27 protein-coding genes are annotated in these 24,105 nt (G+C 65.0%); 10 read left to right on the top strand and 17 right to left on the bottom strand.

What is annotated here, in order from left to right; genetic code table 11:
* Window positions 1-362: 362 nt before the first annotated feature.
* From FHT02_RS06425 to FHT02_RS06415, 3 genes are read left to right on the top strand one after another with little or no spacing between them, the layout of a single operon-like run.
* A complete protein-coding gene (locus tag FHT02_RS06425; protein WP_184085707.1) occupies window positions 363-2,024 on the top strand; it encodes an MFS transporter in 1,662 nt (553 codons plus the stop codon).
* A complete protein-coding gene (locus FHT02_RS06420) occupies window positions 2,025-3,167 on the top strand; it encodes an HlyD family secretion protein (protein ID WP_184085705.1) in 1,143 nt (380 codons plus the stop codon). It abuts the gene before it with no gap.
* The gene (locus tag FHT02_RS06415) at window positions 3,164-4,528 is read left to right on the top strand and encodes an efflux transporter outer membrane subunit (protein WP_246352229.1); all 1,365 of its coding nucleotides are present in this window, start codon (window positions 3,164-3,166) and stop codon (window positions 4,526-4,528) included. Before FHT02_RS06420 ends, FHT02_RS06415 begins: the two co-directional genes overlap by 4 nt.
* Here FHT02_RS06415 and FHT02_RS06410 read toward each other — a convergent pair whose 3' ends face one another.
* Together FHT02_RS06410 and FHT02_RS06405 are read right to left on the bottom strand one after the other, a co-directional pair.
* Entirely contained in the window at window positions 4,529-4,891 is a 363-nt protein-coding gene (locus FHT02_RS06410) for a DUF4345 domain-containing protein (RefSeq protein WP_184085703.1), read from the bottom strand.
* 35 nt (window positions 4,892-4,926) lie between these two features.
* Entirely contained in the window at window positions 4,927-5,385 is a 459-nt protein-coding gene (locus tag FHT02_RS06405) for a DUF2721 domain-containing protein (protein ID WP_184085701.1), read from the bottom strand.
* A 64-nt stretch (window positions 5,386-5,449) separates the two neighbouring features.
* Here FHT02_RS06405 and FHT02_RS06400 point away from each other — a divergent pair, with 64 nt between their 5' ends.
* The 3 genes from FHT02_RS06400 to FHT02_RS06390 all read left to right on the top strand — a co-directional run bounded on the left by FHT02_RS06400 (window position 5,450) and on the right by FHT02_RS06390 (window position 9,079).
* A complete protein-coding gene (locus FHT02_RS06400) occupies window positions 5,450-6,559 on the top strand; it encodes a GNAT family N-acetyltransferase (RefSeq protein ID WP_246352228.1) in 1,110 nt (369 codons plus the stop codon).
* 135 nt (window positions 6,560-6,694) lie between these two features.
* Window positions 6,695-7,465, top strand: a complete 771-nt coding sequence (gene xth / locus FHT02_RS06395) for an exodeoxyribonuclease III (protein ID WP_184085699.1) — start codon at window positions 6,695-6,697, stop codon at window positions 7,463-7,465.
* 156 nt (window positions 7,466-7,621) lie between these two features.
* Window positions 7,622-9,079 carry a M48 family metalloprotease gene (locus tag FHT02_RS06390; protein WP_184085697.1) on the top strand — a complete coding sequence of 486 codons (1,458 nt, stop codon included), beginning with the start codon at window positions 7,622-7,624 and terminating at the stop codon, window positions 9,077-9,079.
* Between the two features lie 15 nt (window positions 9,080-9,094).
* Here the strand turns inward: FHT02_RS06390 and trmB are convergent, their stop codons facing one another.
* Both trmB and FHT02_RS06380 read right to left on the bottom strand, forming a co-directional pair.
* On the bottom strand, window positions 9,095-9,775 hold the full coding sequence (gene trmB, locus FHT02_RS06385; RefSeq protein ID WP_184085695.1) for a class I SAM-dependent methyltransferase: 681 nt from the start codon (window positions 9,773-9,775) through the stop codon (window positions 9,095-9,097).
* A gap of 35 nt (window positions 9,776-9,810) precedes the next feature.
* Window positions 9,811-10,638: an EAL domain-containing protein gene (locus tag FHT02_RS06380; RefSeq protein ID WP_184085693.1), complete on the bottom strand. Its 828-nt coding sequence runs from the start codon at window positions 10,636-10,638 to the stop codon at window positions 9,811-9,813.
* Window positions 10,639-10,824: 186 nt separating this feature from the next.
* On the opposite strand from FHT02_RS06380, the gene FHT02_RS06375 reads away from it, so the two are divergent.
* Entirely contained in the window at window positions 10,825-11,448 is a 624-nt protein-coding gene (locus FHT02_RS06375; protein ID WP_184085691.1) for a phosphatase PAP2 family protein, read from the top strand.
* A gap of 10 nt (window positions 11,449-11,458) precedes the next feature.
* Here the strand turns inward: FHT02_RS06375 and FHT02_RS06370 are convergent, their stop codons facing one another.
* The 4 genes from FHT02_RS06370 to lnt form a co-directional block, all read right to left on the bottom strand.
* A complete protein-coding gene (locus FHT02_RS06370) occupies window positions 11,459-12,175 on the bottom strand; it encodes an EAL domain-containing protein (RefSeq protein WP_184085689.1) in 717 nt (238 codons plus the stop codon).
* 50 nt (window positions 12,176-12,225) lie between these two features.
* Window positions 12,226-12,462 carry a hypothetical protein gene (locus FHT02_RS06365; RefSeq protein WP_184085687.1) on the bottom strand — a complete coding sequence of 79 codons (237 nt, stop codon included), beginning with the start codon at window positions 12,460-12,462 and terminating at the stop codon, window positions 12,226-12,228.
* Window positions 12,463-12,551: 89 nt separating this feature from the next.
* Entirely contained in the window at window positions 12,552-13,757 is a 1,206-nt protein-coding gene (gene metK, locus FHT02_RS06360) for a methionine adenosyltransferase (protein ID WP_184085685.1), read from the bottom strand.
* 72 nt (window positions 13,758-13,829) lie between these two features.
* On the bottom strand, window positions 13,830-15,371 hold the full coding sequence (gene lnt, locus FHT02_RS06355) for an apolipoprotein N-acyltransferase (protein ID WP_184085683.1): 1,542 nt from the start codon (window positions 15,369-15,371) through the stop codon (window positions 13,830-13,832).
* Between the two features lie 74 nt (window positions 15,372-15,445).
* On the opposite strand from lnt, the gene FHT02_RS06350 reads away from it, so the two are divergent.
* Genes FHT02_RS06350 through FHT02_RS06340 form a run of 3 tightly spaced genes read left to right on the top strand, consistent with a single transcriptional unit; the run spans window position 15,446 to window position 16,700 of the window.
* Complete coding sequence (locus tag FHT02_RS06350; RefSeq protein WP_184085681.1) at window positions 15,446-15,922, top strand: hypothetical protein; 477 nt, start codon at window positions 15,446-15,448, stop codon at window positions 15,920-15,922.
* Between the two features lie 47 nt (window positions 15,923-15,969).
* Window positions 15,970-16,389 (top strand): VOC family protein, encoded by a 420-nt coding sequence (locus FHT02_RS06345; RefSeq protein WP_184085678.1) that lies wholly within the window; start codon window positions 15,970-15,972, stop codon window positions 16,387-16,389.
* Between the two features lie 8 nt (window positions 16,390-16,397).
* The gene (locus tag FHT02_RS06340; RefSeq protein WP_184085676.1) at window positions 16,398-16,700 is read left to right on the top strand and encodes a polyhydroxyalkanoic acid system family protein; all 303 of its coding nucleotides are present in this window, start codon (window positions 16,398-16,400) and stop codon (window positions 16,698-16,700) included.
* A gap of 41 nt (window positions 16,701-16,741) precedes the next feature.
* Here FHT02_RS06340 and FHT02_RS06335 read toward each other — a convergent pair whose 3' ends face one another.
* From FHT02_RS06335 to miaB, 9 genes are all read right to left on the bottom strand, one after another.
* On the bottom strand, window positions 16,742-17,062 hold the full coding sequence (locus FHT02_RS06335; protein ID WP_221239335.1) for a DUF1801 domain-containing protein: 321 nt from the start codon (window positions 17,060-17,062) through the stop codon (window positions 16,742-16,744).
* Window positions 17,063-17,139: 77 nt separating this feature from the next.
* Window positions 17,140-18,531 (bottom strand): PQQ-dependent sugar dehydrogenase, encoded by a 1,392-nt coding sequence (locus FHT02_RS06330; protein WP_184085674.1) that lies wholly within the window; start codon window positions 18,529-18,531, stop codon window positions 17,140-17,142.
* Window positions 18,528-19,460 (bottom strand): hemolysin family protein, encoded by a 933-nt coding sequence (locus tag FHT02_RS06325; protein WP_184085672.1) that lies wholly within the window; start codon window positions 19,458-19,460, stop codon window positions 18,528-18,530. The genes FHT02_RS06330 and FHT02_RS06325 overlap by 4 nt, the downstream gene beginning before the upstream one ends.
* Window positions 19,461-19,468: 8 nt before the next feature.
* Window positions 19,469-19,978 carry an rRNA maturation RNase YbeY gene (gene ybeY, locus FHT02_RS06320; protein WP_184085670.1) on the bottom strand — a complete coding sequence of 170 codons (510 nt, stop codon included), beginning with the start codon at window positions 19,976-19,978 and terminating at the stop codon, window positions 19,469-19,471.
* Window positions 19,971-20,978 (bottom strand): PhoH family protein, encoded by a 1,008-nt coding sequence (locus tag FHT02_RS06315; RefSeq protein WP_184085668.1) that lies wholly within the window; start codon window positions 20,976-20,978, stop codon window positions 19,971-19,973. Before FHT02_RS06315 ends, ybeY begins: the two co-directional genes overlap by 8 nt.
* Window positions 20,975-21,121: a hypothetical protein gene (locus FHT02_RS06310; RefSeq protein ID WP_184085666.1), complete on the bottom strand. Its 147-nt coding sequence runs from the start codon at window positions 21,119-21,121 to the stop codon at window positions 20,975-20,977. The genes FHT02_RS06315 and FHT02_RS06310 overlap by 4 nt, the downstream gene beginning before the upstream one ends.
* Window positions 21,122-21,202: 81 nt before the next feature.
* Window positions 21,203-22,267 (bottom strand): NAD(P)-dependent alcohol dehydrogenase, encoded by a 1,065-nt coding sequence (locus tag FHT02_RS06305; RefSeq protein WP_184085664.1) that lies wholly within the window; start codon window positions 22,265-22,267, stop codon window positions 21,203-21,205.
* A 194-nt stretch (window positions 22,268-22,461) separates the two neighbouring features.
* Complete coding sequence (locus FHT02_RS06300; protein ID WP_246352227.1) at window positions 22,462-22,671, bottom strand: hypothetical protein; 210 nt, start codon at window positions 22,669-22,671, stop codon at window positions 22,462-22,464.
* Between the two features lie 121 nt (window positions 22,672-22,792).
* On the bottom strand, window positions 22,793-24,103 hold the full coding sequence (miaB, locus tag FHT02_RS06295; RefSeq protein ID WP_184085662.1) for a tRNA (N6-isopentenyl adenosine(37)-C2)-methylthiotransferase MiaB: 1,311 nt from the start codon (window positions 24,101-24,103) through the stop codon (window positions 22,793-22,795).
* Between the last annotated feature and the right edge of the window lie 2 nt (window positions 24,104-24,105).

Raw genomic sequence — 24,105 nt, 5'->3', positions numbered from 1 at the left:
GTGCTTGGGCCGAACCCGCTGACGCCCTCCTGGCATATGGTGACCCAGTCGGCGCATCACCAGCGCTAGAGGCTGCTCCTTGGTGCAACCACTAGAAATTGTGCCAAAGCGCCGACTGGTACAAGTCCTAAATCTGCAGTGCGGTTGCGTCGGACCATTGTAGCCAGGCGCGAAGGCGCCGCGACGCATGGTCAATCCTGACCTTTGCGAAAGGCAAGAGAACACAGGCGGAACCAAAAAAATTTGGCGTGGACCACCCGGGCGTGCCGCTGGCGCTTGTTTCGTTTTCTAAATGCATCGCTTGCAACCGCTAACTTGCATCAGGCACTGGATCGAACGTTCCGTTGCCGCTTTATGCGCCCATGGCGACGACTTTGGCAGCAACGGGTGACCAGGAAGAATGGCAGCCCGCGCCGCACGAACGCTCGCCGATCCCGGGCTCTCCACCTACACCCTGGCACCCGCCCTCGCGCCGCATTGCCTATGCGGCGGTCGCGGTGCTGGTGCTGATGGCCGGCTCCCTCGGCAACGCCATCGTTGCCGCCAATCTCACCACGCTGCAAGGATCGCTGGGCCTCTACCAGGCCGAGATTCAGTGGCTGCCCACCGTCTATGTAATGACCAACGTGTCGGCGAACCTGGTGCTGATCAAGTTCCGCCAGCAATTCGGCATCCGTCTGTTCACGCAGATATTCCTGATCCTATTCGCGCTCGCCACCGCGGCGCACCTCGTCACCCATGATTTCGCCACCGCCGTAGCTGTTCGCGCGGTCAGCGGTATCGCGGCGGCGGCGTGCAGCACGGTGGGCTTCCTCTACATGGTGCAGGTGCCGACCCCGGCGCACCGGCTGAAGGGCATCGTGTTCGCGATCACGCTGCCGCAAACCGCGATCCCGCTCGCCCGCTTGTTCCCTAGCGAAGCGTTTGAGCCCGACCGTTGGCAGACCATGTATCTGTTCGAGCTGGGGCTCGCGCTCGCCTCGCTTGCGGCGGTGCGCCTGCTCGCGCTGCCGCCGGTGCAGCGTATCAAGACGTTCGAGAAGATGGACTTCGTCACCTTTCCCTTCTTCGCTGGTGGCATGGCCCTGCTCTGCGCGGTGCTGGGCATGGGGCGTACCTTGTGGTGGTTCGAATCGCCGTGGATCGCGCCTGCCCTCGTAGGGGCGGCGATCCTGCTGCCGATCGCCTTCTTCATCGAGCACAACCGACGCAATCCGCTGCTCAATACGCGCTGGTTGGCCAGCGGCGATATCCTGCGCTTTGCGCTCGTCTCGATCCTCGTGCGCGTGGTGCTGTCCGAACAAAGCATCGGCGCGTCGGGCCTGCTCTCGGTCGTCGGCATGGGTGCCGACCAGATCCGCATGCTCTATCTGGTGGTGCTGCTCGCCACGCTGGGCGGCGCGGTCGTCAGCGCCTGGACCATGGACCCGCTCTTCCTGGGGCGGCCGATTCTGATCGCGCTGGCCCTGATCTGCATCGGCGCGCTGCTCGACTCGCACTCGACGAACCTCACTCGGCCGCACGACATGTACGTCAGCCAGGCCTTCCTGGGTTTCGCCACCGCCTTGTTCATCGGTCCCGCCATGATGATCGGCCTCACGCGCGCGCTGGCGCAGGGGCCGACCCATTTCGTCAGCTTCTTCGCGCTCTTCAGCATCACCCAGAGCGTCGGCAGCCTGTTCGGATCGGCGCTGCTCGGCACGTTCCAGGTCATGCGCGAACGAGTCCACAGTGCCGATATCGTCGCCAATCTTGTCGCCGCCGATCCCCAGATCGTCCAGCGCGTGCAGCAGAATGCCGGCGCCTATGGCAGGGTGCTGGTCGATCCCGCGCTGCGTCAGGCCGAGGGCGCGGCAATATTGGCGCAACAAGCAAGTCGTGAAGCGAACATCCTGGCCTATAACGATGTTTTCCTCCTGATCGCGGCGATCGCGGCGGGAACGATCATTTGGGCCTCGGTCCACATCATGCGGATCCGGCGGGACAATCTCGCCAAAGCCGCGGCACAGGCAGGAGCGAAGTGAATGGCTGAACGGGCCTCTGCGTCCGCCGCAGCGGAAACGGATCAGGCGACCGCGGCGGCAACCGAGGGGGGCGATCCGCCGCCGGCGCCGGCGGCGCGCCGCTGGAACCCGCCGCGCCCGACCATGGGCTCGCTGCTCATTGCCGCCGTGATCTTCGTCGCCGCGTTGGTCGCCATCCTGATGACCTTCCGCGTCGGACCCTTCGCTACGGACAAGCAATCGACCGAAAACGCCTATGTCCGCGGCCAGGTGACGATCATCAGCCCGCAGGTCAGCGGCTATGTCACGCAAGTGCCGGTGCAGGACTTTGCGCAGGTGCGGGCAGGGGCTGTGCTCGCCCGGATCGATGACCGCATCTATCGGCAGCGCGTCGACCAGGCGCAGGCCACGCTCGCCAATCAGCTCGCCCAGCTTGCCAATTCAGCCCAAGCCGCCGCCTCGCGCGCGGCCAGCGTCGGTTCGCAGGAAGCGGCGGTCGAAAACGCCCGCGCCCAGCTGATGCGCGCCCAGGCCGACATGGGCCGCGTCAACGATCTCGTCCGCGACGGTTCGGTGTCGTTGCGCGAACGCGACCAGACGCTCGCCTCGCTCCGCCAGGCGCAGGCCGCCGTGAACCAGGCCGCTGCCGCGCGCATCATCGCCCAGCAGGAAGTGCGCACCGTGCAGGTCAGCCGCGGCGGGCTGGAGGCAGGGGTACAGGGTGCGCAGGCCGCGCTTCGCCTTGCTCAGATCGACTTGGCCAACACCGTGATCCGCGCCCCGGTCGACGGCCAGCTCGGCGAGATCGGCGCGCGGCAGGGGCAATATGTCACCGCCGGCACCCAGCTGATGGCCGTGGTGCCGCGCATGCTCTGGGTCACCGCGAACTTCAAGGAAGCCCAGACCGGCAAGATGCGACCGGGCCAGCGCGCCAGCTTCACCGTCGACGCATTGGACGGCGCCCGCCTGACTGGCCGCGTCGAACAGCTCGCGCCTGCCGCCGGCTCTGAGTTCGCGGTCATCCGCCCTGATAACGCCACCGGCAATTTCGTGAAGATCCCGCAGCGTATCGCCGTCCGCATCCGCATCGATCCCAACCAGCCGCTTTCCGAGCGCCTGCGCCCGGGCATGTCGGTGCGGGCGCGGGTGGAGGGCCTCCATTGAAGCGCGCGCTGGTCCTTGCCCTGTTGCTGGTAAGCTGTGCCGGGCCTGGTCCGCGCACCGCGCCGCCCGCCGGCCCCCAGGTGCCGCAAACGTGGCGTGAAGCCGGTACGTCTGGCGGGACGGTTCAGCCGGAATGGTGGAACGCGTTCGGCGACCCGGTGCTAGGCCGCCTTGTGCGCCAGGCATTGGCCAACAATCCGGACATTGCGCTCGCCGCCTCCCGCATACAGGAAGCGCGCGCCCAGGAACGGCTCGCTCGCGCCGTGCTGTCGCCCGATATCAGCGCCGGTGCGTCGGCTGCGCGGTCCCGCTCTGTCGGAGCGCTCGGCACTCCACTCGAACAGACCCAGGCGTCGCCGGCGCTCACCGTCGCCTATGAACTCGACGTGTTCGGCCGCAATCGCCCGGCGCGGGAGGCGGCGCGGCTGGGCACGATCGCGGCCCAAGCCGCGCGCGATGCCACTGCTCTGACGATCGCCGCTACGACAGCCTCCAATTATCTGGCTCTGCGCGCTCTCGACGCGCGCCTTCAGGTTGCCCGCGATACGCTTGCCGCGCGCAGCGAGGCGCTCCGCGTTGCGCGCCGCCGCGCCGACACGGGCTACACCTCGCGCCTTGAACTCAATCAGGCCGAGGCCGAATATCGCGCCACGGCGCAGGTGGTGCCTCAAACCGAACTTGCCATCCGCCGTTCCGAAAACGCGCTTGGCGTGCTCCTCGGCATAGCGCCGACTTCAATCCCCCGTGGGCGGGCCTTTGCCGATCTGGTGCTGCCGGCGGTGCCCGGCGGGCTGCCTTCCGACCTGCTGCGCCGCCGTCCTGACATTTTCGCAGCCGAAGCGCGCATTGCCGCCAGCGACGCGCGGCTTGAGTCGGCGCGCGCTCAGTTCCTGCCGCGCATCAGCCTAACCGGCAGTGCTGGCGTGGCACTGTCCTCCGTGCTCGCCGATCCAATCACGTTGTTTTCGCTGGGGAGCAGTGTCCTGGCACCGATCTTCGACAGCGGGCGGCTGCGTGCTGGCGTTGAAACCGCGGCTTCGCAGCGCGATCAGGCGGCGATACAATACCGCACGTCAGTTCTTACTGCCTTGCGCGAAGTCGAGGACGGCTTGGCCGCAGTCGAGCGTCAGGCTCGGGTGGAAGCCGAAGTCAGAGCACAGCGTGCCGCGCTTGCCGAGGCGCTGGTGCACGCCAGCAGCCGGTACCGGGCCGGCTACGCGTCCTATATCGAGCAACTGGACGCGCAGCGCGGTCTCTTGTCCGCCGATTTGACATTGATCCAGGCGAGATTGGACCGTCTGACTGCCCTTACCGATCTGTACCGCGCCTTTGGCGGCGGCTGGACGGGGGTACACGACTGATCAGCTGCCAAATCGCCGCGAAATCCTGCTCTGCCACAACAACAACAGCTGCAGCTCGACCAGTTCGATTCCCAGCCCGACCTGATGCCCGATCGAAGGCACGCCCACGCTTACCAGCGACCATAGCCGTGCAACACCACCCAGCACCACCACGGCTCCCAGCATCCGCAGCCGCGCACCCTTGTGCTCAACGCGCGGAATACAGCTCGCAAACAGCAGCAGCATGCCCAGGAACACTCCGGACATGTAGCGGAAGTGGCTGTCCAGATCCGTCGGCACCAGCGGCGGGCGGCCTAGAAACCCGGGACCGGAAATCACGCCAGACAGCGCGGCGCTCAACGGCAGCAACAGCGTGATTGCCATCGCCGCTTGCAGCAGCCGCTTCTCCGCAAACGGCGTCACCGTTTCTCAAGTTCCAGCAATTCCTCACGCACGTGAATCGCGCCGAGCGACATGCGGACTTCAAACAGGAAGTAGATCAGGCACGCCATCAGCAGCACCATCGAGACAACGAACGTAGCGGCAATGATCCCGCCGACATGCAGCGAGAACAACCCCGACACGAACATCAACGCCACCACCAGGCAAGTCGCCAGCGCACTGGATACGCACAGGAAGATTGCCGTGTTGATCACGGAAATACGCCGGTTGATCAGCCGTAATTCCCACACGTGCCGGTCGTGCTCGGGCCCGGTCGAGCTGGGGTGAAGCTGCTCGAGCTTGCGTGCCCGGTCGACGATGCGGGCAAGGCGGCCCACCATGACGTTCAGGATGGCGCCCAATCCGGCCAGCAGGAACACCGGCGCGATGGCGGTTTGGATCGTGGTGGCGACGGTTGAGAGATACGGGCTTTCCATGTCTCTGACATATGACGATGCCGAGCGCTCCGCGTCAAACCTGTTGGTAACCCGCAGTGGCTAAATGTCGGCCATGACCAAGCCGATACCGCTCGCCAGCTTCACGCGCTTGTCGCCAGCGCTGGCGGTGGAGTGGGTGGACGGCCTTTCCAGCGCCATTGATGAAGTCGCGGCGGCTGCGGCACCGACCCACCGCTTTCTTCGCAAGGCGTGGTTCGCCGCCGCGCTCGACGCATATGGTGGAGAGGCCGACACACTGATGGTCACGCGCGAAGGCGAACGGATCATCACCATGCCGGTCGTGCCCGTTGGCCCGAGCCGCTTGGGTCTCAAATCCGTTCCGGGCTGCTACTGGCCCTTTCGAAGCTTCCCGGTCAGCGTCCACGCAGGCGGCGATGAAGCTGCCGCATTGCTGAGCGGCCTGGCGCAGCACGCCACGGGCCTAAGGCTGGGACCCATCTATGATGGTGATCCAGCCCTGCAGTTGCTCAAGGCGGCGGCACATGCCGGCGGGTGGGCGGTGCTCGACCGCTTCGTTGCCGACAGCTTCCTGCTCGACATCGCGGCGTTGCGCTCCGACGGTCCTTGGCCGCGCAACTCGACGCTGCGCAAGAACCGCTTTCACGAGAAACACCTGGGCAGTCACGGCCCATTGGCGTGGAACTTCGTTACCGGCGCTGGCTGGTGTGACGCTGTTTTCGATGATCTTGCCACAATCGAGCAAAAGAGCTGGATCGCCGCGCGCACCGACGGATCCGACGCCAAGTTCACGCGAGAAGGGCACGGGACCTTCTGGCGTGCGGCCGCGAAGGACCCGGTGCTGGCGGAGATGATGTGGGCGGCAACGCTGCACGTAGGAGGCGCGCCTGCCGCCTTTTCATTCGACGTGAATGCCGGGTCGCTGAAATACGCGATCGCGAATAGCTATGATCCTGCATTCGCAAAACATTCTCCAGGCAAGCTGCTCTATTATCGTAACTTGGTGCAGGGAGCCGATGAAGGCATCAGCGCCGTTGATTGGGGAGCCGGTGACGGCGGCTACAAGCAGGTGATCGGTGCACTGCGCGGCCCGGCAATCCGCGATTGGCTCTTCATCCGCCCAGGGTTGCCCGCGCTGGCCGCCACGCTGCTCAAGGGACTGTGGCGGCGTAGCGGGCGGCCAGAGACCCGATGAGCATCGGCCGCGCAGGCGCACATCCTCCACCCTGACCGCGAGTGCCGCGGCGGCAAGGCAGTTTGAGTCACCATCAAATATAGGCCTGCATCAAGCACCCGCGGAACCGAACCGGGCCCAAAGGCATGAGCCTGAGTGCGGATCGCAACCTACAACGTCAACGGCGTCAACGGACGCCTGCCTGTCCTGCTGCGCTGGCTTGAGGAAACCCAGCCGGATGTCGTCTGCCTCCAGGAACTGAAAGCGCCAGACGAGAAGTTTCCTGAGCGCGCCATACGCGAGGCCGGCTATGGCGCCGTCTGGCAGGGGCAGAAGAGCTGGAACGGTGTGGCGATCTTGGCGCGGGGAAGCGACCCGCTGGAGACGCGTCGTGGGCTGCCCGGCGAGGCCGACGACACGCATAGTCGCTACATTGAGGCGGCGGTGAACGGTGTGCTGGTGGCTGGGCTGTACCTGCCCAACGGTAATCCGAAGCCCGGGCCGAAATTCGATTACAAGCTCCGCTGGTTCGAGCGGCTGATCGCGCACGCGCAAACGCTGGTCGGCATGGATGCGCCGGTTGTGCTGGCGGGCGACTATAATGTGATGCCCACCGATCTGGACGTGTACAAGCCCGAACGCTGGACCGAAGACGCGTTGTTTGCGCCGGAGGTGCGGGCTGCCTATGCACGGCTGCTTGACCAGGGCTGGACCGATGCGCTGCGTGCGCTGCATCCGGAAGAGCGCATCTACACCTTCTGGGATTATTTCCGGAACGCGTGGGCACGCGACGCCGGGCTGCGCATCGATCATCTGTTGCTCAATGGGCCAGCCGCGAAGCGCTTGAGAACGGCGGCGGTGGACCGCTTCGTGCGCGGCTGGGAGAAGACCAGCGATCATGCGCCGGTCTGGATCGAGCTGACTTGACTCTGCACCATTGAACGCACCGCGGGTTCGGCCGTTCGTCAGCCGGTTTTTAGGAGACGCCATGTTCTTTCTCTTCTCGCGTAGGCTGGGTTGCGCCGGATCGCTGATCGTATCGCTCGGCGCGACGCTGCTCCTGCTTTGGCTCCTGGGTTGGCTGTGACGCGGCGACGTGTCGCCTTGGCGGCGCTGCCGGTTGCGTGCTTCCTTGCCGCGTGCGGCAGTGCGGAGCAGGCGCGGCAAGGCCCCGCGATCTCGCAGGAAGACAGCGAATATGGCGCCGAGCACCACCCCCAATTGCTTGCGGAGTTCGGTGGCGCCTATTCGGGACCGCAGGCGAGTTATCTTCGTGCGGTTGGTGAGCGCGTAGCGGAGGGCGCCAATCTGGGCGACGCATGCACCTTCACTCTCGTCAACAGCGACGTGGTGAATGCGTTCGCCGTGCCCGGATGCTATATCTACGTGACTCGCGGCTTGGTCGCGGTGGTCACCAGCGAGGCGGAGCTCGCTTCGGTTCTGGGCCATGAGATCGGCCACATCGTCGCCCGGCATTCGCAGCGCCAGGAACAGCGTTCGGTGTGGCGCAAGCTTGGAGTGATCGCGGTCAGCCTCACCGGCTCCGAGCGCTTGACGCAATTGGCTGGTCAGGCCGCCCAGTATTTCGGCCTGCGCTACTCGCGCAATCAGGAGTATCAGGCCGACGATCTGGGCGTCGGATATCTGCGCAACGCGGGCTATGACGTATATGCCGCGGCCGAGATGCTTGCCGATTTGCAGCGGCAGGAACAGTTCATGCAGGCCACCAGCAGCCGCGATGCGGCGCGAAGCGTGCCGGAATGGGCGCTAAGCCATCCCCTGACCGAGCATCGCATCGAACGGGCGCGGAACACCGCCCGCAAAACCGGGCTGAAGGATGACGCCTTTCCCGAGGACGCCGAGGGCTTCCTAACGAAGGTGGATGGCTTGCTCTACGGGGACGATCCCGAGCAGGGCTTCGTGATCGGGCGGCGCTTTGCCCATCCCGGGATGCGTGTCTCGTTCGAGGCGCCGAGTGGATTTACCCTCACCAACACCCCGCGGGCGGTTGGACTTAACGGTCCGGAGGGCGTGTCTGGTGAATTCGGTGGTGGCCGGATGCCACCGGAAGGCCTGAAAGGCTATGCAGAGGCGTTGGCCAGCCAACTCATTGGCGACACCTCCGCGCAAGTGGAGCGCGCGACGGCGACCACGATCAACGGACTGCCAGGCCTCCTGCTGCAAATCCGCGTTGCGGTGCGAAACGGAAGCGTTCCACTATCCATTGCCGCTTATGATGGCGGCGGCGGCGAAGCGTACCACTTCATCGTCATGGCGCCGCCGGGTGATGTGCATGCCGGTTCGGTAGACGCGCTGTTTCAATCCTTCCGCCGGCTTTCGGCACAAGAGGCAGCGGCGCTTAAGCCGCGTTTCGTCCGAGCCGTTCGCGTCTCGGCGGGCGATACGCAGGACTCTTTGGTCGGCCGCATGGCCGATCCTGCGCCGCGTGCCTTGTTCGAGCTCCTGAACGGCCGGTCGACAGACCGCTCCATCACACCCGGCGCGTTGGTGAAGATCGTAACCTATCGAGACCAGCGCTGATCAAGCTCGCCCCGCTCAGGTCCGCAAGTAGCGGAAATACCAGACCTCATGTCCCTGACGGCGGGCTTTGCGCTCGTAGCGGGTTTCTGGCCAGTCCGTGGGGCGAACGAGAAAATCTTCGGCGCTTTGCGCCTGCCATACGAAGTCCCGGCGCTGGTTCATCACCATCATCGACCACCGGCAATAGGTCGGATCGTCGGTCCCCAGCCTGAATTCACAGCCGGGCTTCAGCTTCCGGGCGATCAGGTCCAGAGGGCCATGGTTCATCATCCGGCGCTTGGCGTGCCGCGCCTTGCGCCAGGGGTCGGGATGTAGCAGGTAGACGCGGGTCAGGCTCGCGTCCGGCAGACGCTCCAGCACTTCAAGCGCGTCGCCCATATGCAAGCGAACATTGGCGAGCCCATCGTCGCGAATGTGATTGAGCGCCCCAACCACGCCGTTCAAGAACGGTTCGCAGCCAATCAAACCATGGTCCGGCCGCATCGCGGCTTGCCCGGCAAGATGCTCGCCGCCGCCGAAGCCGATTTCGAATTCTAGCGGGCGATCATCCCCGAACAAGGTGACACTGTCGATCGAACCGCTTTCGGCCACGCTGACCCGGGGCAGCAGTTCTTCGACAAGGGCGGATTGGCCGGCGCGCAGTTTATGACCTTGGCGACGGCCGTACAGACGGCGAATGGAGACGGGATCTGACACGCGAGCCTGTTAGCGCGCCAGCCAACAGGTGCAAGCTAGACTGCGATGGCGAAATCGGGCTGCGCCTGCCGGTGGTGCATTGGCGATCCGGCGCGCTGGTGATGGGCAAGCCGGCGATGGGCAGGTTGCATGTAACGCGCCTCGCGCCGTGGCATTTCGGGCTTGGCCAGCACCAGCGGCCGTTCGGCCTGGACATGGCGCACGCCGATCGCTGCGAGCACGTGACACTCGCCTGCGCTTTCAGCGCCGCGTGCCACCACCGTCACGCCCATGCTGCGAGCCAGGCGCATTACGCCTTCGGCGATCAGTCGGCGGGAGAGACTTGCGTCGATGTTGCGAACCAGCGCGGGGTCCAGCTTCACATAGCGCGGCGTGAAGCTGCCCAGCAGCTTGAGGGCGATAGGACCGGCCGCGAAGCCGTCGAATGCGATGGCGAGCCCGCGCCCCGAGCACACCCGAGCCAAAGCAGCGGCACTTTGCAGGTCACCACGCTCATCGGCATTGATCTCCACCACAATGCGCTCCAGCGGGAAGCGGTAGGCGAGCGCCGTGCGAAACAGGTGGGACAGAAGCGGCTCGGCCATGCCTGCCGCAGCACCAACCGGGATCGCCAGAAGGGCGTCGTTTTCGCGGAGCCCGGCTGCCACTGCGGCTTCCAGAACCAGCGCAATGCCGCTCGCTTCCAGCGCAGGCCGCTGGTCCAGCGGAAGCATTGCAAGGGCCGCGGCGAAGCTTCGGCCGCCTTGTGCCCGTGCCGTAGCGGCGTACGCGAAGGGCTGGCTAACGCCGGTTGCGGTCATCGGCTGGAACGAGATGGAGAGGGCAAGGCGCGGGTCGATGGCGGAAACAGTGCGGGCAGTCATTCGATTCCCCTTTCGACGCCTCAACTATTCGTTAACCAAACCCGAGAATACTCCGTGCGTCGCCGCATTGGGTTCCCCCCAGTAGGGATTCCCCCGAGTTCTACCCACCCGCATTGCGAGTGCGCCTCGGCAATAGTTTATAACGCGCCGATGCGAACCTTCACCTAGCCGGAAGGTTGTGACGGCATGGGTAAGAACGAGTCGAAGGGATCGCAGTTCGCGGCGCGTGCCAGCAAGGTGGAGCGGCTCGACGCTGCGCTTGCCACCGTGGCGCTACGTCATCGCGGAAATCCGGCAGTGAAGGCAGTGGGGCTGCTGAGCGAGGCGTCTGACCAACCGCCTTTGCTCGCCGCATCGGCGGCAACGCTGGCGGCCGGGCTGGTGTTGCGTCAGCCGCGACTTGCGCGAGCCGGGCTGCGCATGCTGGCCAGCGAACTGGTTGCGACAGGCATCAAGGCCGGAATTAAGCGCTATGTTGCACGCACCCGCCCGCACAAGATGCTGGAGGATGGGCGATACCTGCTGCACCCCGACAAGAATGCAGAGAAGAATGAAGGGCCGTGGAACAGCTTCCCCTCCGGTCATACTGCTGGCGCGGTAGCGGTCGGACGGGCGCTCAGCCGCGAATACCCTCAGGCATCGAGCGCAGCAGCGGCAGCTGCCGCCGCGGTAGGCTTGGTCCAGCTGCCGCAGGGCAATCACTTCGCAAGCGATGTGGTGGTCGGCGCGATGGTGGGATGGGTGGCCGAAGCGGCTGTCAACGCGGCCGTGAACGCAGGCAGCGCTGCGGTTCGCAAGCGCGGGGACTAGCAGCGGCGAGTCAGGCGGCGCGGCGCAGCTGTGGTACCGGAAGCGTGCCGGCTTCGGGCTTTGCGATCGCCTCTCCCTGCACCAGATGCAGGCCAAAGCCGCTTAGCCGTTCCAGCACGGTTGGGCAGTCCACGCCGGTGGCAACAGCCTTGAGCCCCAGGCTGCGTAACCTGGGGGTAAGGTCCTCCAGGACGATCCGCCGCGACCAGCTGGAAGCGATGCCGCAGATAAGCTCGGGTTCCAGCTTCACGAGATCGGGCTTGTACCGGCCGCACGTACCCAGCCCTGACTGCCCTCCGCCGAGGCCGACGAACGCGGTCTGGCAGCCAAGCTTGCCATATACATGGACGATCTCAGCCAGTTCCGGCCCGCTGACCGCCTGATAGTCATGGATGGCGAAGATCAGCCGTTCGGGGATCAAGCCGCAGGTGCGCGCGGCCTGAAGTGCGGGGATTAGATGCTCGTTGGGCGCGGTTATAGCGTCGGCGAAGGTCGGAATGCACAGGCGCGCACCGCTTGTGCCCAATCCCGCCGCTATCGCCCAGCGGATCGCCGCGACAGTGCAGCGGCGATCGAAGTTCACGCGCGCTTCGGCCTTCATCGGCGTACGGATATCCTGCATGCTCGCGCCATCGGCGCCACGCAGTACGGCCTCATAGGCATAGACTCGGCCTGCGCCGGTGTCTGCGATCGGCTGAAACGCTATTGTCGTTGCATTCTCAACCATATGTCGGGGCTGCCCCTGCGACTCCATCGTCCGCTCCTTTTCAGCCTCTGTTATGAAGAAATGGGGTTACCGAAGCGTTTACGTGATTTCCCGCGAAGGCCGCTGGGCAGATGGTCGAAACGCGGCTCAAAAGGCGGATAGATCATCGTCGCGCCACGCGTCCCTGACTTCATGGTACCCGCCAGGGGACGTCTTTTCAGCGCAAGTGCTGGATACAAATTCAGCACGCGTCGGCGATCTCCGATCGCCATCTTCAAATTCTCAAACAGACAGTCGGATCGCTCCACGCCATTCACCCGGCGGCATCGCTGCCGAGCTGGCAAACAAAAGGGCCGGAGGATCGCGCCTCCGGCCCATTTCGTTTAAGCTTATCGACTTAGGCGAGCGCCGCCTTGAGATCTTCGACCAGGTCGGTCTTTTCCCAAGGGAAGTAATCGCCTTCTGCCTGGCGGCCGAAATGGCCATAGGCAGCGGTGCGTTCGTAGATCGGCTTGTTCAGGCCCAGATGCGTGCGGATGCCGCGCGGGGTGAGGCCGCCCAGCTTCTCGATGCCCTGGATCGCTTGCTCGATCTTGTCGTCGCCCACCGTGCCGGTGCCGTGCGTGTCGACATAGAGCGACAGCGGCTTGGAAACGCCGATCGCATAAGCCAGTTGGATCGTGACACGCTGGGCGAGGCCCGCGGCGACGATGTTTTTTGCCAGATAGCGCGTGATGTACGCTGCCGAGCGATCGACCTTGGTCGGGTCCTTGCCCGAGAACGCGCCGCCGCCGTGCGGGGCTGCGCCGCCATAGGTGTCGACGATGATCTTGCGGCCGGTAAGGCCGGCATCACCGTCAGGGCCACCGATCTCGAAGCTCCCGGTCGGGTTGATGTGGTAGACGGTATCGCTGAGCAGTTCCGCAGGAAGAATGTCGGCGACGACCTTCCTCACATAAGCGTGGAGTTCCGCTTCCTTGTCGCCCTCGTCATAGCCCTTGCCGTGCTGAGTCGAGACGACGATCGCGGTAGCCGCGACGGGCTTGCTGCCTTCGTAGCGTAGCGTGACTTGGCTCTTGGCGTCCGGCTCGAGAAACGGTGCCGCGCCCGAATGGCGATCGGCCGCCATCCGTTCGAGGATCTTGTGACTGTAATAAAGCGTCGCGGGCATCAGATCCGGCGTATCGTCGGCGGCATAGCCGAACATGATGCCCTGGTCGCCGGCGCCTTCGTCCTTGTTTCCGCTCGCGTCCACGCCCTGCGCGATGTGTGCCGACTGGCCGTGCAGGTTGTTCTCGAAGCGGAAGGTCTCCCAGTGAAATCCGTCCTGCTCATAGCCGATCCGCTTCACCGTGTTGCGGACGGTGCGCTCGATCTCTTCCTGGGCGCCTTCGGCCCAGGCGCCATTCTCGTACACGCCCTTGCACCGGATCTCACCGGCAAGCACGACCAATTGGGTGGTGGTCAGCGTTTCGCAGGCGATGCGCGCTTCGGGATCCTTGGACAGGAATAGGTCAACGATGGCATCGGAAATCTGGTCGGCAACCTTGTCTGGATGGCCTTCCGAGACCGACTCGGACGTGAAAAGATAATTGGAACGCATGATTTTCCTCGAGCGGTGGGAAGGAAAGCAGGCCGTTGCCATGCCATATAAAGCTTTCCTTATATGTCCGCCCTAGCTGGCGCGGCGGCGTATGGCAACGGCCAACAACAACAGCACTCCAGCGACCAGCAACACCATCCAGTTGCCAACGCGGGAGAATAGCGTTGGTGGTAGCGGGCGGGGCAGGGGCATCTCGATCGCACCCTGCTGGCTTGCCGGGACGCTGCCCAGCACCTTTCCGCGCGCGTCGATCACCGCCGAGATGCCGGTCGGCGTCGAGCGGAGCACGGGCAATCCTTCCTCGATTGCGCGCAGCCGCGCCTGCGCCAGATGCTCGGGCGGGCCCCAGGTGCCGAACCAGGCGTCGTTGGATGGGTTGAACAGCAGGTCAGGGCGATTCTTCCGGTCCACCACTTGGCCGGAGAAGACGATCTCATAGCAGACCTGCACGCCGACCTTGCCAAAGCCGGGGACGTTCAGCGTCGCTGCTCCCGGACCCGGTACGAAGTCGACATCGCCCATCACCAGTCGCGACAAACCCAACGGTTCGAGCAGTCCGCGCATGGGCAGATACTCGCCATAAGGCACCAGATGCGCCTTATCGTAGCGCTGGCCGAGCATGCCCGACGGCTCCAGCGGCCAGACGGAATTGCCCGCACCCGTCAGCTTGCCGGTCGAATCAAAGAACAGCGCGTTGCCGCTGATCAGCGCAACGTCGCGCGGGCCGAGGATCGCCGCAATCTTGCCCCGCACCCAGCGTGGATCGCCGCGGCGGTAGAAGCGGGGATCGGGATAATCATCCTCGACATAATGGTTCACCATCCCCTCGGGCCAGACCACCAGCCGCGGCACCGCGCCAGGCTGTCCGCTGCCCTGCATCAACTGCTCGATGGCACGTTCCGGATAGTCGGGATCATCGACATTCTCCTGGCCGAGATTCGGCTGTACGACCCGGACATGGGGTGCGCCGGCGGCGGGCCGGGGTGCGCTGGCGGGCAGGAGGAAGCACGCGACGAACGCCGCCGCCGTGACTGTGAGCGGGACGAAACGGCGTGTCGCCCCCAGCAGCAACGTTCCCGCGGCCAGCACCGCGATGCCCGAAAGGGCATAGGTGCCGATCCACGCCGCCGTCTGCGCCACCGGCGTCGGCAGCCACAGCACTGCAAGCGGGTTCCACGGGTAGCCGGTGAACAGCGTGCCCCGCAGCCATTCGCTGACGATCCACGCCGCGGCGGCGGCGAGCACAAAGCCCAGGTCCGGACGTCCGTCCCCGGGCGCGACGCTGCGGCTGAACCGCCAGGCCAGCCCCATCGCCAGCGCCGGGTAGACCGCCAGGTACAGCGCCAGTGCCAGCACCGCAAAATAGCCGAGTACCGGCGGCATCCGGTCTTGATAGTCGAAGGCGTGCTGTATCCAGTTGTTGCCGATCGTGAAGTGCCCGATGCCGAACACCCAGCCGCGCAGCAGTGCGGATTTGAGCGTCGGCGCTTCGTGCACCAGCCATAGCAGCACCGCGAGGCACGCGAGCGTCACGAACCACAGGTTCAGCGGCGCAAAGCCCGTGGGGGAAAGAAGGCCAAGAGCCAGGGCGGCGAGCAGCGGGCGGCGAAGCATGCCCGCCCCCTATCAAATCGCTGCGGCAAGCGGGAGGGCGAGAAACGCGCTTCAGCTATGAGCGGGTGCGCCGCATGTATCCCGAAGCCGCGGCACGGATTCGCCTCTTCCACGGCGATCTGCCCTCCTATGTCCGTCACGAGATGCTGACGAACACGCAAAGTCGCTACATCGTCCATCACGACGGCGCACACGACTTCAATCAGGTCGTCAAAGACATGGCCTCGCTTTCGTTCGTTAAAGACAAGATCGAGGCGATCATCGCTCAGGACACGCATCTGCGCGGCACGATCGAGCACATGAACTTCGTCGACATGGCATTGTTCGCGGTCTCCGGCATGGATTTGAAGTTCGCGCCGATCGGAGAAGTCTACCCCGAGAGTCCGATGACGCAGCCCAACGTGTATCAGGGCAACTATTTCATGCCCAATGCGGCAGAGGGTGTCGTCCTGCCGATGGCCGCGAACACCTTCCGATATCCCCACCCGATGCTGCCAATGAATGACTTTCTGCCACCAGCGATCGAGGCGGCGCCCGCTTCAGCCGATTGAGCTGGATCGCGCTTCGCTTGGAACCCATGATCGAGTAGAAGTGGCTCATGTCGCTGCGCCCGTTCCATCTCGCCTTTCCGGTCCATGATCTGGCCGCGGCACGTAGCTTTTACGGCGGCGTGCTGGCCTGTCCCGAAGGACGCTCGTCCGACCACTGGATCGACTTCGACTTGTTCGGGCATCAGATCGTCGCGCATCTCGATGCGGCCGCCAAGCCGGTGACCGCCGCAAGCGCGGTCGATGGCCATGATGTTCCAGTGCCGCATTTCGGAGTGGTGCTCACCATGTCCGACTGGGAAGCGCTTGCGGCTCGGGTCGAAGCGGCGGGCATACCCTTCGGCATCGCGCCCCATGTGCGCTTCCAAGGGCAGGTCGGCGAGCAGGCGACGATGTTCTTTCGCGATCCCAGCGGCAACGCGCTCGAGTTCAAGGCGTTTGCCGATGACGCTCTTCTCTTTGCACGCTGAGGTACTCCGTGGCTGATCCGATCACACTCGACATCCCCCACAAGCTGGGCCGTGACGCCGCAAAGGCGCGGATCGGCGGTGGCATAGGCAAGCTGGCCGACATGTTCCCCGGCGGCGGCAATGTCGATCAGCGGTGGGAGGGCGACACGATGCATTTCACCGTCAGCGCCATGGGCCAGAAGGTCGCCAGCCGACTGGAAGTGTCCGAGGACAAGGTGCACGCAGTGGTCGACTTGCCGCCCATGCTCGCGCTGTTCGCCTCCAAGATCCGGGAGAAGCTTGCCCGGGAAGCACCCAAGCTGCTGAGGTGATTGTTCGGGTGGGGAGCTACAGGCGCTCGCCGGGCAATTCGCTAGCCTGCCGGATCCACCGCGAGATCTGCTCCTGGCGGGACGGGATCAAGTGCCGCGCCTTGGAAAAACGTGACTTTCACATAGCGGTTGAAGCAGTGAAAGGCGGCAAACCACCCATCATGTGCGATCCCATAAAAGGGGGTGTTCCGCTTCAACGCCTTCCTGACACCAGGGACGGTCTGCTCGATGATCGTGTCGAGCCTGGCGCCAACGTGCCGCTTCCACCCCGGCATCGCAGCGATATAGGCCTGAACCGGTGCGTCGCCTTCTCCCTTGGGAATTTGCGGATTTCCGCCAGAAAGCAGCTTGGTTTCCGTCACGTCAGACCTCTGGTCGCCGCAGGGCGACCAGAGTAGCCTGATTTACGACCTCCAGCCACGGGCGGCTGCAGCCTAGCTCAGCGCGTTGCGCTCACCCGCCAAATCATGTTGCCGACATCGTCCGCCACCAACAGCGCACCCGTGGCGTCGGTGATCACGCCGACCGGGCGACCCTTCACGGTCTTGCCATCGGGGTTGATGAAGCCGGTGAGTACGTCGACCGGCTTGGCGTCGCGCACCGGGAAGCCATTGCCGGCGAAGGGAACATAGACGACCTTGTAGCCCGAGGGCGGCTCGCGGTTCCACGAGCCATGCAGGCCGACGAACGCGCCGTTGCCCCAGCTTCCGCCGAGCTTGGCGTCAGTGGCGAAGCTCAGGCCGAGAGGGGCGGTATGGGCCCCCAGCGCGAAGTCGGGACGCTTGGTATATTCGCGCAGGTCGGGCCGCTCCGGCGTGACACGCCTGTCGACATAGCCGCCCCAGAAATTCCATGGCCAGCCATAGAAGGCGCCGAAATCCACCTGAGTCAGGTAGTCTGGCGGCATGTCCGATCCGAGCATGTCGCGCTCGTTCACGACGGCCCAAAGCGCGCCGGTATGGGGCTCGAAGCCCATCCCGTTCACGTTGCGCAGGCCCCAGGCGAACAGGCGCAGTTTCTTGGTGTCGGGGAACACCTGGACGATCATCGCACGACCGGCCTTGCTGCTGGCCCGCGCCATCTCGGCCGGGCTTTCAGCCGTGTAGGCGGCGCCTTCCGCCTCGAGCCCGTTCTCGGCAATGTTGGAGGCCGATCCGATGCTCACGTAGAGCGACTTGCCATCGGGTGCGGCGATCACGTTGCGCGCCCAGTGATTGCCCCCACCGGGAAGATCGACGATCTTCTCAGGGCTGGCGGTGATCTTGGTCTGGCCGGGGGTGAAGGGAAAGCGGACCAGCGCGTCGGTGTTGGCGACGTAGAGCCAGTCGCCCGCCAGGGCCATGCCATAAGGCGAGTTGAGCCCGGTCAGCAGGACGGAACGCTGATCGGCAACGCCATCGCCATTGGTATCGCGCAGTAGGGTGATGCGGTTTGCCGAGGGGACGCCAGCGCCGGCGCGGCCCATGAACACGCGCATGAAGAAGCCGGTGACGCCGCCGCCCTTGCGCGGTGGCGAGTTGGTCTCCGCCACCAGCACGTCGCCGTTCGGCAGACGGTACAGCCAGCGGGGGTGCTCCAGCTTGTCAGCGAATGCCGCCACCTGAAGGCCGGCGGCTGCCGTCGGCTTGCCGCCGTTCCAGCCGACCGGCTTTGCAATCCCGACTGTGGGCAGCGTCTGGGTACGGGTAGTGCTAAGCTGCGGCACGCGGCCGGTCACCGCCTGCTCGCTCAGCTGCGCCTTGTCGGGCCGCGAAAGGTAGAACAGCACCCCACCACCCACGATCAGGATAGCCACGAGTGCGATCAGGAGGCGCTTCACCCACTTCTTCATTCTTCGTCCTCGACAGGCGGTACGGGCGGGTGCAGGCGCAGGCGGTTCACCTTGCGGCCATCGGCATCGATGACTTCCAGCTTCCAGCCGCTGGCATGTTCCAGGCAGTCGCCGGGCTTCGGTACATGCCCGGCGAGCACGAAGGCCAGTCCGCCTATGGTGTCGACATCCTCTTCGACTTCGGCAAGGCGAGAGTCGATCAGTTCGGCGATGTCTTCCAGTTCGGCGCGGGCGTCGGCCTCCCAGGCGCCGCCGTCGATCGGCACGAGCAGCGCAGTGGGCGCGTCGTCATGCTCGTCCTCGATCTCGCCGACGATCTCCTCGACCAGGTCCTCGATGGTGATGAGGCCTTCGGTGCCGGAATATTCGTCGAGCACAATCGCCAAATGCGTGCGGCTCAGCTGCATCTGCGCGAGCAGGTCGATCGCGCCCATCGACTGGGGCACATAAAGCGGCTGGCGGATCAGCCCGGCGATGCTCTCGGGATGCGGCGCCCCGGTCGCCAGGATCGCGAACACGTCCTTGATGTGGACCATGCCAATGATGGTATCGAGCTGGTCGCGATAGACCGGCAGGCGACTGTGCCCGGCTTCGGCGAACAGCGCGACCAGCCCGGCGAAGCTGGTGCCTTCCTCGACCGCGATGATGTCGGCGCGAGGCACGCCCATGTCGCCGGCGTCGCATTCGCCGAAATGGAGAAGGTTGCGCAGCATCTGGCGCTCGATCGGCGCCAGATCGCCTACCGGCGTCTTGCCCCCTTCCTCATCGGCTTCGTCGATCGCCTCTTCCAGGCGGTCGCGCAGCGTTTCTTCCTGTTCGTCCCCGAACAGCAAGGTTCGAATGCTGCGCCATATGCCGCCGCCCTCGCTAGAGTCCTGGGTAGTGGTAGCGTGACCGGATGTGGTGCCGGTACTGGGGCCCTCGGGCATGTTCGTGGTCAATCCTCGCGAACGGTATAGGGGTCGTGCAGGCCGAGCTTGGCAAGCGCGGCGCGCTCCATCTCCTCCATCGCCTCGGCCTGGGCATCGTCCATATGGTCATACCCTAACAGATGGAGCACGCCGTGGACAATCAGGTGGGTGGCGTGATCCTGCGTCGAGATGCCGCGCTCGACCGCCTCGGCGACGCAGACATCATGCGCCAGGATGATGTCACCCAGGATGACTTCGCCGTCGTCGCTGTTCTGCGTCACCGCGTCCAGCAGGTCGGGCTGGATCATCGGAAAGGACAGGACGTTGGTCGGCTTGTCCTTCTGCCGATAATCGCGGTTAAGGACGCGCACTTCCTCATCGCCCGTCAGCCGTACCGCGACTTCGATCGCGCTGGGCCAGCCGAGCCATTCGGCATAGGGCGTTTCGCGGATCGCCGCCTCGGCAGCGCGATTGGCTAGCGCATCCCAGTCGGCATCGGGCCACGGGGCTTCGGGAAGAGCGGCAACGTCAAGCATCCGGGCCTTCATAGGCATAGACGATGCGTCCGACCAGCGGGTGCCGGACCACGTCGGCCGCGGTGAAGCGGCTGATGGCGATACCCTCCAGCCCTTCCAGGCGGCGGACGGCGTCGTTTAGGCCCGACGCGTTCGAGCCGCCGGGAAGATCGGTCTGGTTCGGATCGCCGCACACCACCATCCGGCTGTTCGCGCCGAAACGGGTGAGGAACATCTTCATCTGCGACGGGGTGGTGTTCTGCGCCTCGTCCAGGATCACGAACGCGTCTGCGAGCGTGCGGCCGCGCATGAAGGCGATCGGCGCGATCTCGATCTCGCCCGAGGCGATGCGCCGCTCGACCTGCTCGGCAGGCAGGCAGTCGTACAGCGCGTCGTAGATCGGACGGAGATAGGGATCGACCTTCTCCTTCATGTCGCCGGGCAGGAAGCCCAGCCGCTCGCCCGCCTCGACCGCCGGGCGCGACAGGATCAGCCGCTGGACATTGCCGGTGATCAGCTGCGCCACCGCCTGCGCCACTGCCAGATAGGTCTTGCCGGTACCCGCCGGCCCGAGCGCAAAGATCAGGTCGTTCGAGATCAGGTCCTGCATGTAATGCGTCTGCGCGACCGAACGCGGCACGATCGTCTTCTTGCGCGTGCGGATCATGACGGAGGGCGGCGGGCCGCTGCCTTCGGGATCGGCGCGCATGATGCCAGCGAAGGTTGGCTCGTCGGACATCGCGATCACCGCCTCGATCAGCCCGGTGTCGATCGCTTCGCCGCGGATCACGCGCGTCTGGAGTTCGGTCAGCACCTCGCGGGCATGCGCCACCGCTTCGGCCGAACCCTCGATCACCACGCGCTGGCCGCGGGCGTGGATGTAGACGCCCAGCCGCTCCTCAAGCGCGAGGATGTTCGAATCATATTCCCCGAACAGCTGGGGCAGGAGCTGCGGCTTGTCGAACGTCACCTCGACCCGGGAGCGCTCGCCGGACTGGGCGGGGACTGGCTTGCGGCTCATGCGGCTCCTTGAAAACAAAAGGATAAATCGGTGAAGTTGAGAAAGTTGCGGTCCTGACGCAGGTCTCGCAACGTCATCGGCAAAGGGGCTGCGCGGCCATCAAGGCCGTAACCGGGAACAGGAGCGGAGGTTCCGTTGCGCATGATCGCAGGAGAGGATGACAGAGCAAATCCTACAAGAACAGGGGGAAGATGCATCGATCCTCCCCCTGCCATGCAATTGCGTCAGCCCTGCTTCAGCGACGCCATGTCGATGACGAAGCGATACTTCACGTCGCTCTTCACCATCCGCTCGTACGCCGTGTCGATGTCCTGGATGTCGATCATTTCGACGTCCGAGACGATGTTGTTGTCGCGGCAGAAGTCGAGCATCTCCTGCGTCTCTGCAATGCCGCCGATCAGAGAGCCGGCGAGCGAGCGGCGCCCGAACACCAGGGTGCCGACGTTGAGCGCCGGGTGCGGTTCCTCGGGCACGCCGACCAGCGTCATGGTGCCGTCGCGCTTGAGCAGCGCAAGGAACGGGTTGAGGTCGTGGCTGGCCGCCACCGTGTTCAGGATGAAGTCGAAGCTGCCGGCATGCGCCGCCATCGCATCGGCGTCCTTGGACACGATCAGGTCGGTCGCGCCCAAGCGCTTGGCGTCCTCGCGCTTGCTGGGCGAAGTCGAGAAGACATGGACCTCGGCTCCCATCGCCGCGGCGATCTTCACGCCCATGTGACCCAGGCCACCCAGGCCGACAATGCCGACCTTCTGGCCCGGCCCGACCTTCCAATGCTTGAGCGGCGAATAGGTGGTGATCCCGGCGCAGAGCAGCGGCGCCACTGCGGCAAGATCCTTCTCGTCATGCCCGACCTTCAGCACGAAGCCGCGGTCGACGACGATATGGTCCGAATAGCCGCCGAACGTGTGGCCGCCGAGATGCTTGTCCGGGCCGTTATAGGTGCCGACGAAGCCGGTCTTTTCGCAATATTGCTCTTCGCCGGCGTTGCACGAGGGGCAGTCCTGGCAACTGTCGACCATGCAACCGACGCCGGCAATGTCGCCCACCGCCAGATCGCTCACTTCGCTGCCCACGGCGGTCACGCGGCCGACGATCTCATGGCCCGGGACGCACGGATAGAGCGTGCCGCCCCATTCGCCGCGCGCGGTGTGCAGGTCCGAATGACACACCCCGCAGAACAGGATGTCGATCGCGACGTCGCGCGGACCGGGGTCGCGGCGCTGGAAGTCGAGCGGCGCGAAGGATGATTCCGCATCGTGCGCGGCATAGGCTTTGGCTGGGGTCGGCATGGGGCTTCCCTGAATCTGGCTTGAGGTGCGCGCGAACGACGCCTCGTGTAGATAGGAACGATCAGGCGCGTGTCAGGGGGCGGGGCTAATTTTGCCGGCAACTATTTGCCATTGGCGCCGCTTCTGCCCGGTTGCCGCGACCGGGCAGAAGCTTTCGCGTGCCATGGGGCCGGGCGGATCGCCCGGCCGGTTCGTCAGGCCCAACTGCGTCCGTCGGCAGCCGCGCATCCATAGGGCGGCAGCGCACCCGGAAAGCGCTCCTGCATCTTGTGGCATCCCCAGCTGCGTAGCGGGCCGGGCATGTAGCCGTTCAGCGTGATGCCGACTTCGTCATAGGGCGTGTCCGACTGCGTCACATAGCGGTGCCACCGCATCCCGACCATGACCGTCACGCCGATCAGCACGACGCACAAAACCTACACGACCTTCTTCATTCAAACTCCCTTGGATGTGGGGCGTCCACCGCCGTGAAGCGCGTGGACTAGCGGTTGGACGCAAGTTCCGCACAGGGCGGAACGGCTGCGCTCACGCCGCTATCTTGACCCGCTCCACGCCCGCAAGCGAATTGGGGTCGGCGCGGACGATATCGACTTCGACCAGGTCGCCGATCTGCGCGTTGGTGGTCAGGTGGACCGATTGCAGCCAAGGCGATTTGCCGAGCATCTGCCCGGGCAGCTTGCCCTTGCGCTCGATCAGCACGGTGCAGCTTTTGCCCAGTGTCGCGGCGTTGAACGCGGCCTGGTCGCGGTTGAGCGCGCCCTGAAGGCGCTGGAGACGCTCGTCCATGACCTCCGGCGCGATCTGGTCGGCCATGTCAGCCGCCGGGGTGCCCGCGCGCGGGCTGTATTTGAACGAGAAGCACTGGGCGTAGCCGACCGCGTCGACCAGGCTCAGCGTTTCGGCGAAGTCCGCCTCGGTCTCGCCGGGGAAGCCGACGATGAAGTCGCCCGACAGCGCGATATCGGTCCGCGCCGCGCGCACGCGCTCGAGCAGGCGGAGATAACTGTCACGCGTGTGCGAGCGGTTCATCGCCTTGAGGATGCGGTCGCTACCGGCCTGCACCGGCAAATGGAGGAAGGGCATCAGCTTTTCCACTTCGGCATGTGCGCGGATCAGGCCGTCGCGCATGTCGTTGGGATGGCTGGTGGTGTAACGGATGCGGTGCAGCCCATCGATCCGGTCGAGCGCACGGATCAGGCCGTGCAGCCCGGTGGCGGCATCGTCGTCCCAGGCGTTGACGTTCTGGCCGAGCAAGGTGATCTCGCGCGCGCCAGCATCGACCAGCGCCTTTGCCTCATCGACGATCGCATCGAAGGGGCGGCTGATCTCGGCACCGCGAGTATAGGGCACCACGCAATAGGTGCAGAACTTGTCGCACCCTTCCTGCACGGTCAGGAACGCGCCGGGGCTCACCTTGCGGCGGGCGGGCAGCGCGCCGAATTTGCTCAGCGCAGGCATGTCGGTGTCGAGCGCGGCAGTACCCGCGGCGGCGTCGCGCACCAGATCGGGCAGGTTGTGATAGGCCTGCGGGCCGACCACCACGTCCACCTTGGCGCGGCGGACGATCTCCTCGCCCTCGGCCTGCGCGACGCAGCCGGCGACCGCGATCATCGGGGTGCGGCCATGTTTGCGCAGGCGCCCGATGTCCGAATAGACCTTCTCGGTCGCTTTTTCGCGAATGTGGCAGGTGTTGAGCACGACCAGATCGGCGGCATTGGCATCGTCGGTGGCGGTCATGCCCTGCGCGGCCATCAACTCGCCCATGCGCTCGCCGTCATAGACGTTCATTTGGCAGCCGAACGACTTGACGTGAAAGGTCTTGGGAGTCGGTTTCATGG

The organism is Sphingomonas xinjiangensis, assembly GCF_014199255.1.
GTDB lineage: Bacteria > Pseudomonadota > Alphaproteobacteria > Sphingomonadales > Sphingomonadaceae > Sphingomonas > Sphingomonas xinjiangensis.
The sequence above is the reverse complement of the archived record's forward strand: the minus strand, read 5'-3'. Positions and strand labels throughout refer to the sequence as shown.

Bases quoted from the DNA above. Each gene is read 5' to 3' on its own strand.
- FHT02_RS06425 (WP_184085707.1), top strand. From the start codon at position 363: ATGGCGACGACTTTGGCAGCAACGGGTGACCAGGAAGAATGGCAGCCC.
- FHT02_RS06420 (WP_184085705.1), top strand. From the start codon at position 2,025: ATGGCTGAACGGGCCTCTGCGTCCGCCGCAGCGGAAACGGATCAGGCG.
- FHT02_RS06410 (WP_184085703.1), bottom strand. From the start codon at position 4,891: ATGGCAATCACGCTGTTGCTGCCGTTGAGCGCCGCGCTGTCTGGCGTG.
- FHT02_RS06405 (WP_184085701.1), bottom strand. From the start codon at position 5,385: ATGGAAAGCCCGTATCTCTCAACCGTCGCCACCACGATCCAAACCGCC.
- FHT02_RS06400 (WP_246352228.1), top strand. From the start codon at position 5,450: ATGTCGGCCATGACCAAGCCGATACCGCTCGCCAGCTTCACGCGCTTG.
- FHT02_RS06380 (WP_184085693.1), bottom strand. From the start codon at position 10,638: ATGACTGCCCGCACTGTTTCCGCCATCGACCCGCGCCTTGCCCTCTCC.
- FHT02_RS06375 (WP_184085691.1), top strand. From the start codon at position 10,825: ATGGGTAAGAACGAGTCGAAGGGATCGCAGTTCGCGGCGCGTGCCAGC.
- FHT02_RS06370 (WP_184085689.1), bottom strand. From the start codon at position 12,175: ATGGTTGAGAATGCAACGACAATAGCGTTTCAGCCGATCGCAGACACC.
- metK (WP_184085685.1), bottom strand. From the start codon at position 13,757: ATGCGTTCCAATTATCTTTTCACGTCCGAGTCGGTCTCGGAAGGCCAT.
- lnt (WP_184085683.1), bottom strand. From the start codon at position 15,371: ATGCTTCGCCGCCCGCTGCTCGCCGCCCTGGCTCTTGGCCTTCTTTCC.
- FHT02_RS06350 (WP_184085681.1), top strand. From the start codon at position 15,446: ATGTATCCCGAAGCCGCGGCACGGATTCGCCTCTTCCACGGCGATCTG.
- FHT02_RS06345 (WP_184085678.1), top strand. From the start codon at position 15,970: ATGTCGCTGCGCCCGTTCCATCTCGCCTTTCCGGTCCATGATCTGGCC.
- FHT02_RS06330 (WP_184085674.1), bottom strand. From the start codon at position 18,531: ATGAAGAAGTGGGTGAAGCGCCTCCTGATCGCACTCGTGGCTATCCTG.
- FHT02_RS06325 (WP_184085672.1), bottom strand. From the start codon at position 19,460: ATGCCCGAGGGCCCCAGTACCGGCACCACATCCGGTCACGCTACCACT.
- ybeY (WP_184085670.1), bottom strand. From the start codon at position 19,978: ATGCTTGACGTTGCCGCTCTTCCCGAAGCCCCGTGGCCCGATGCCGAC.
- FHT02_RS06315 (WP_184085668.1), bottom strand. From the start codon at position 20,978: ATGAGCCGCAAGCCAGTCCCCGCCCAGTCCGGCGAGCGCTCCCGGGTC.
- FHT02_RS06310 (WP_184085666.1), bottom strand. From the start codon at position 21,121: ATGCGCAACGGAACCTCCGCTCCTGTTCCCGGTTACGGCCTTGATGGC.
- FHT02_RS06305 (WP_184085664.1), bottom strand. From the start codon at position 22,267: ATGCCGACCCCAGCCAAAGCCTATGCCGCGCACGATGCGGAATCATCC.
- miaB (WP_184085662.1), bottom strand. From the start codon at position 24,103: ATGAAACCGACTCCCAAGACCTTTCACGTCAAGTCGTTCGGCTGCCAA.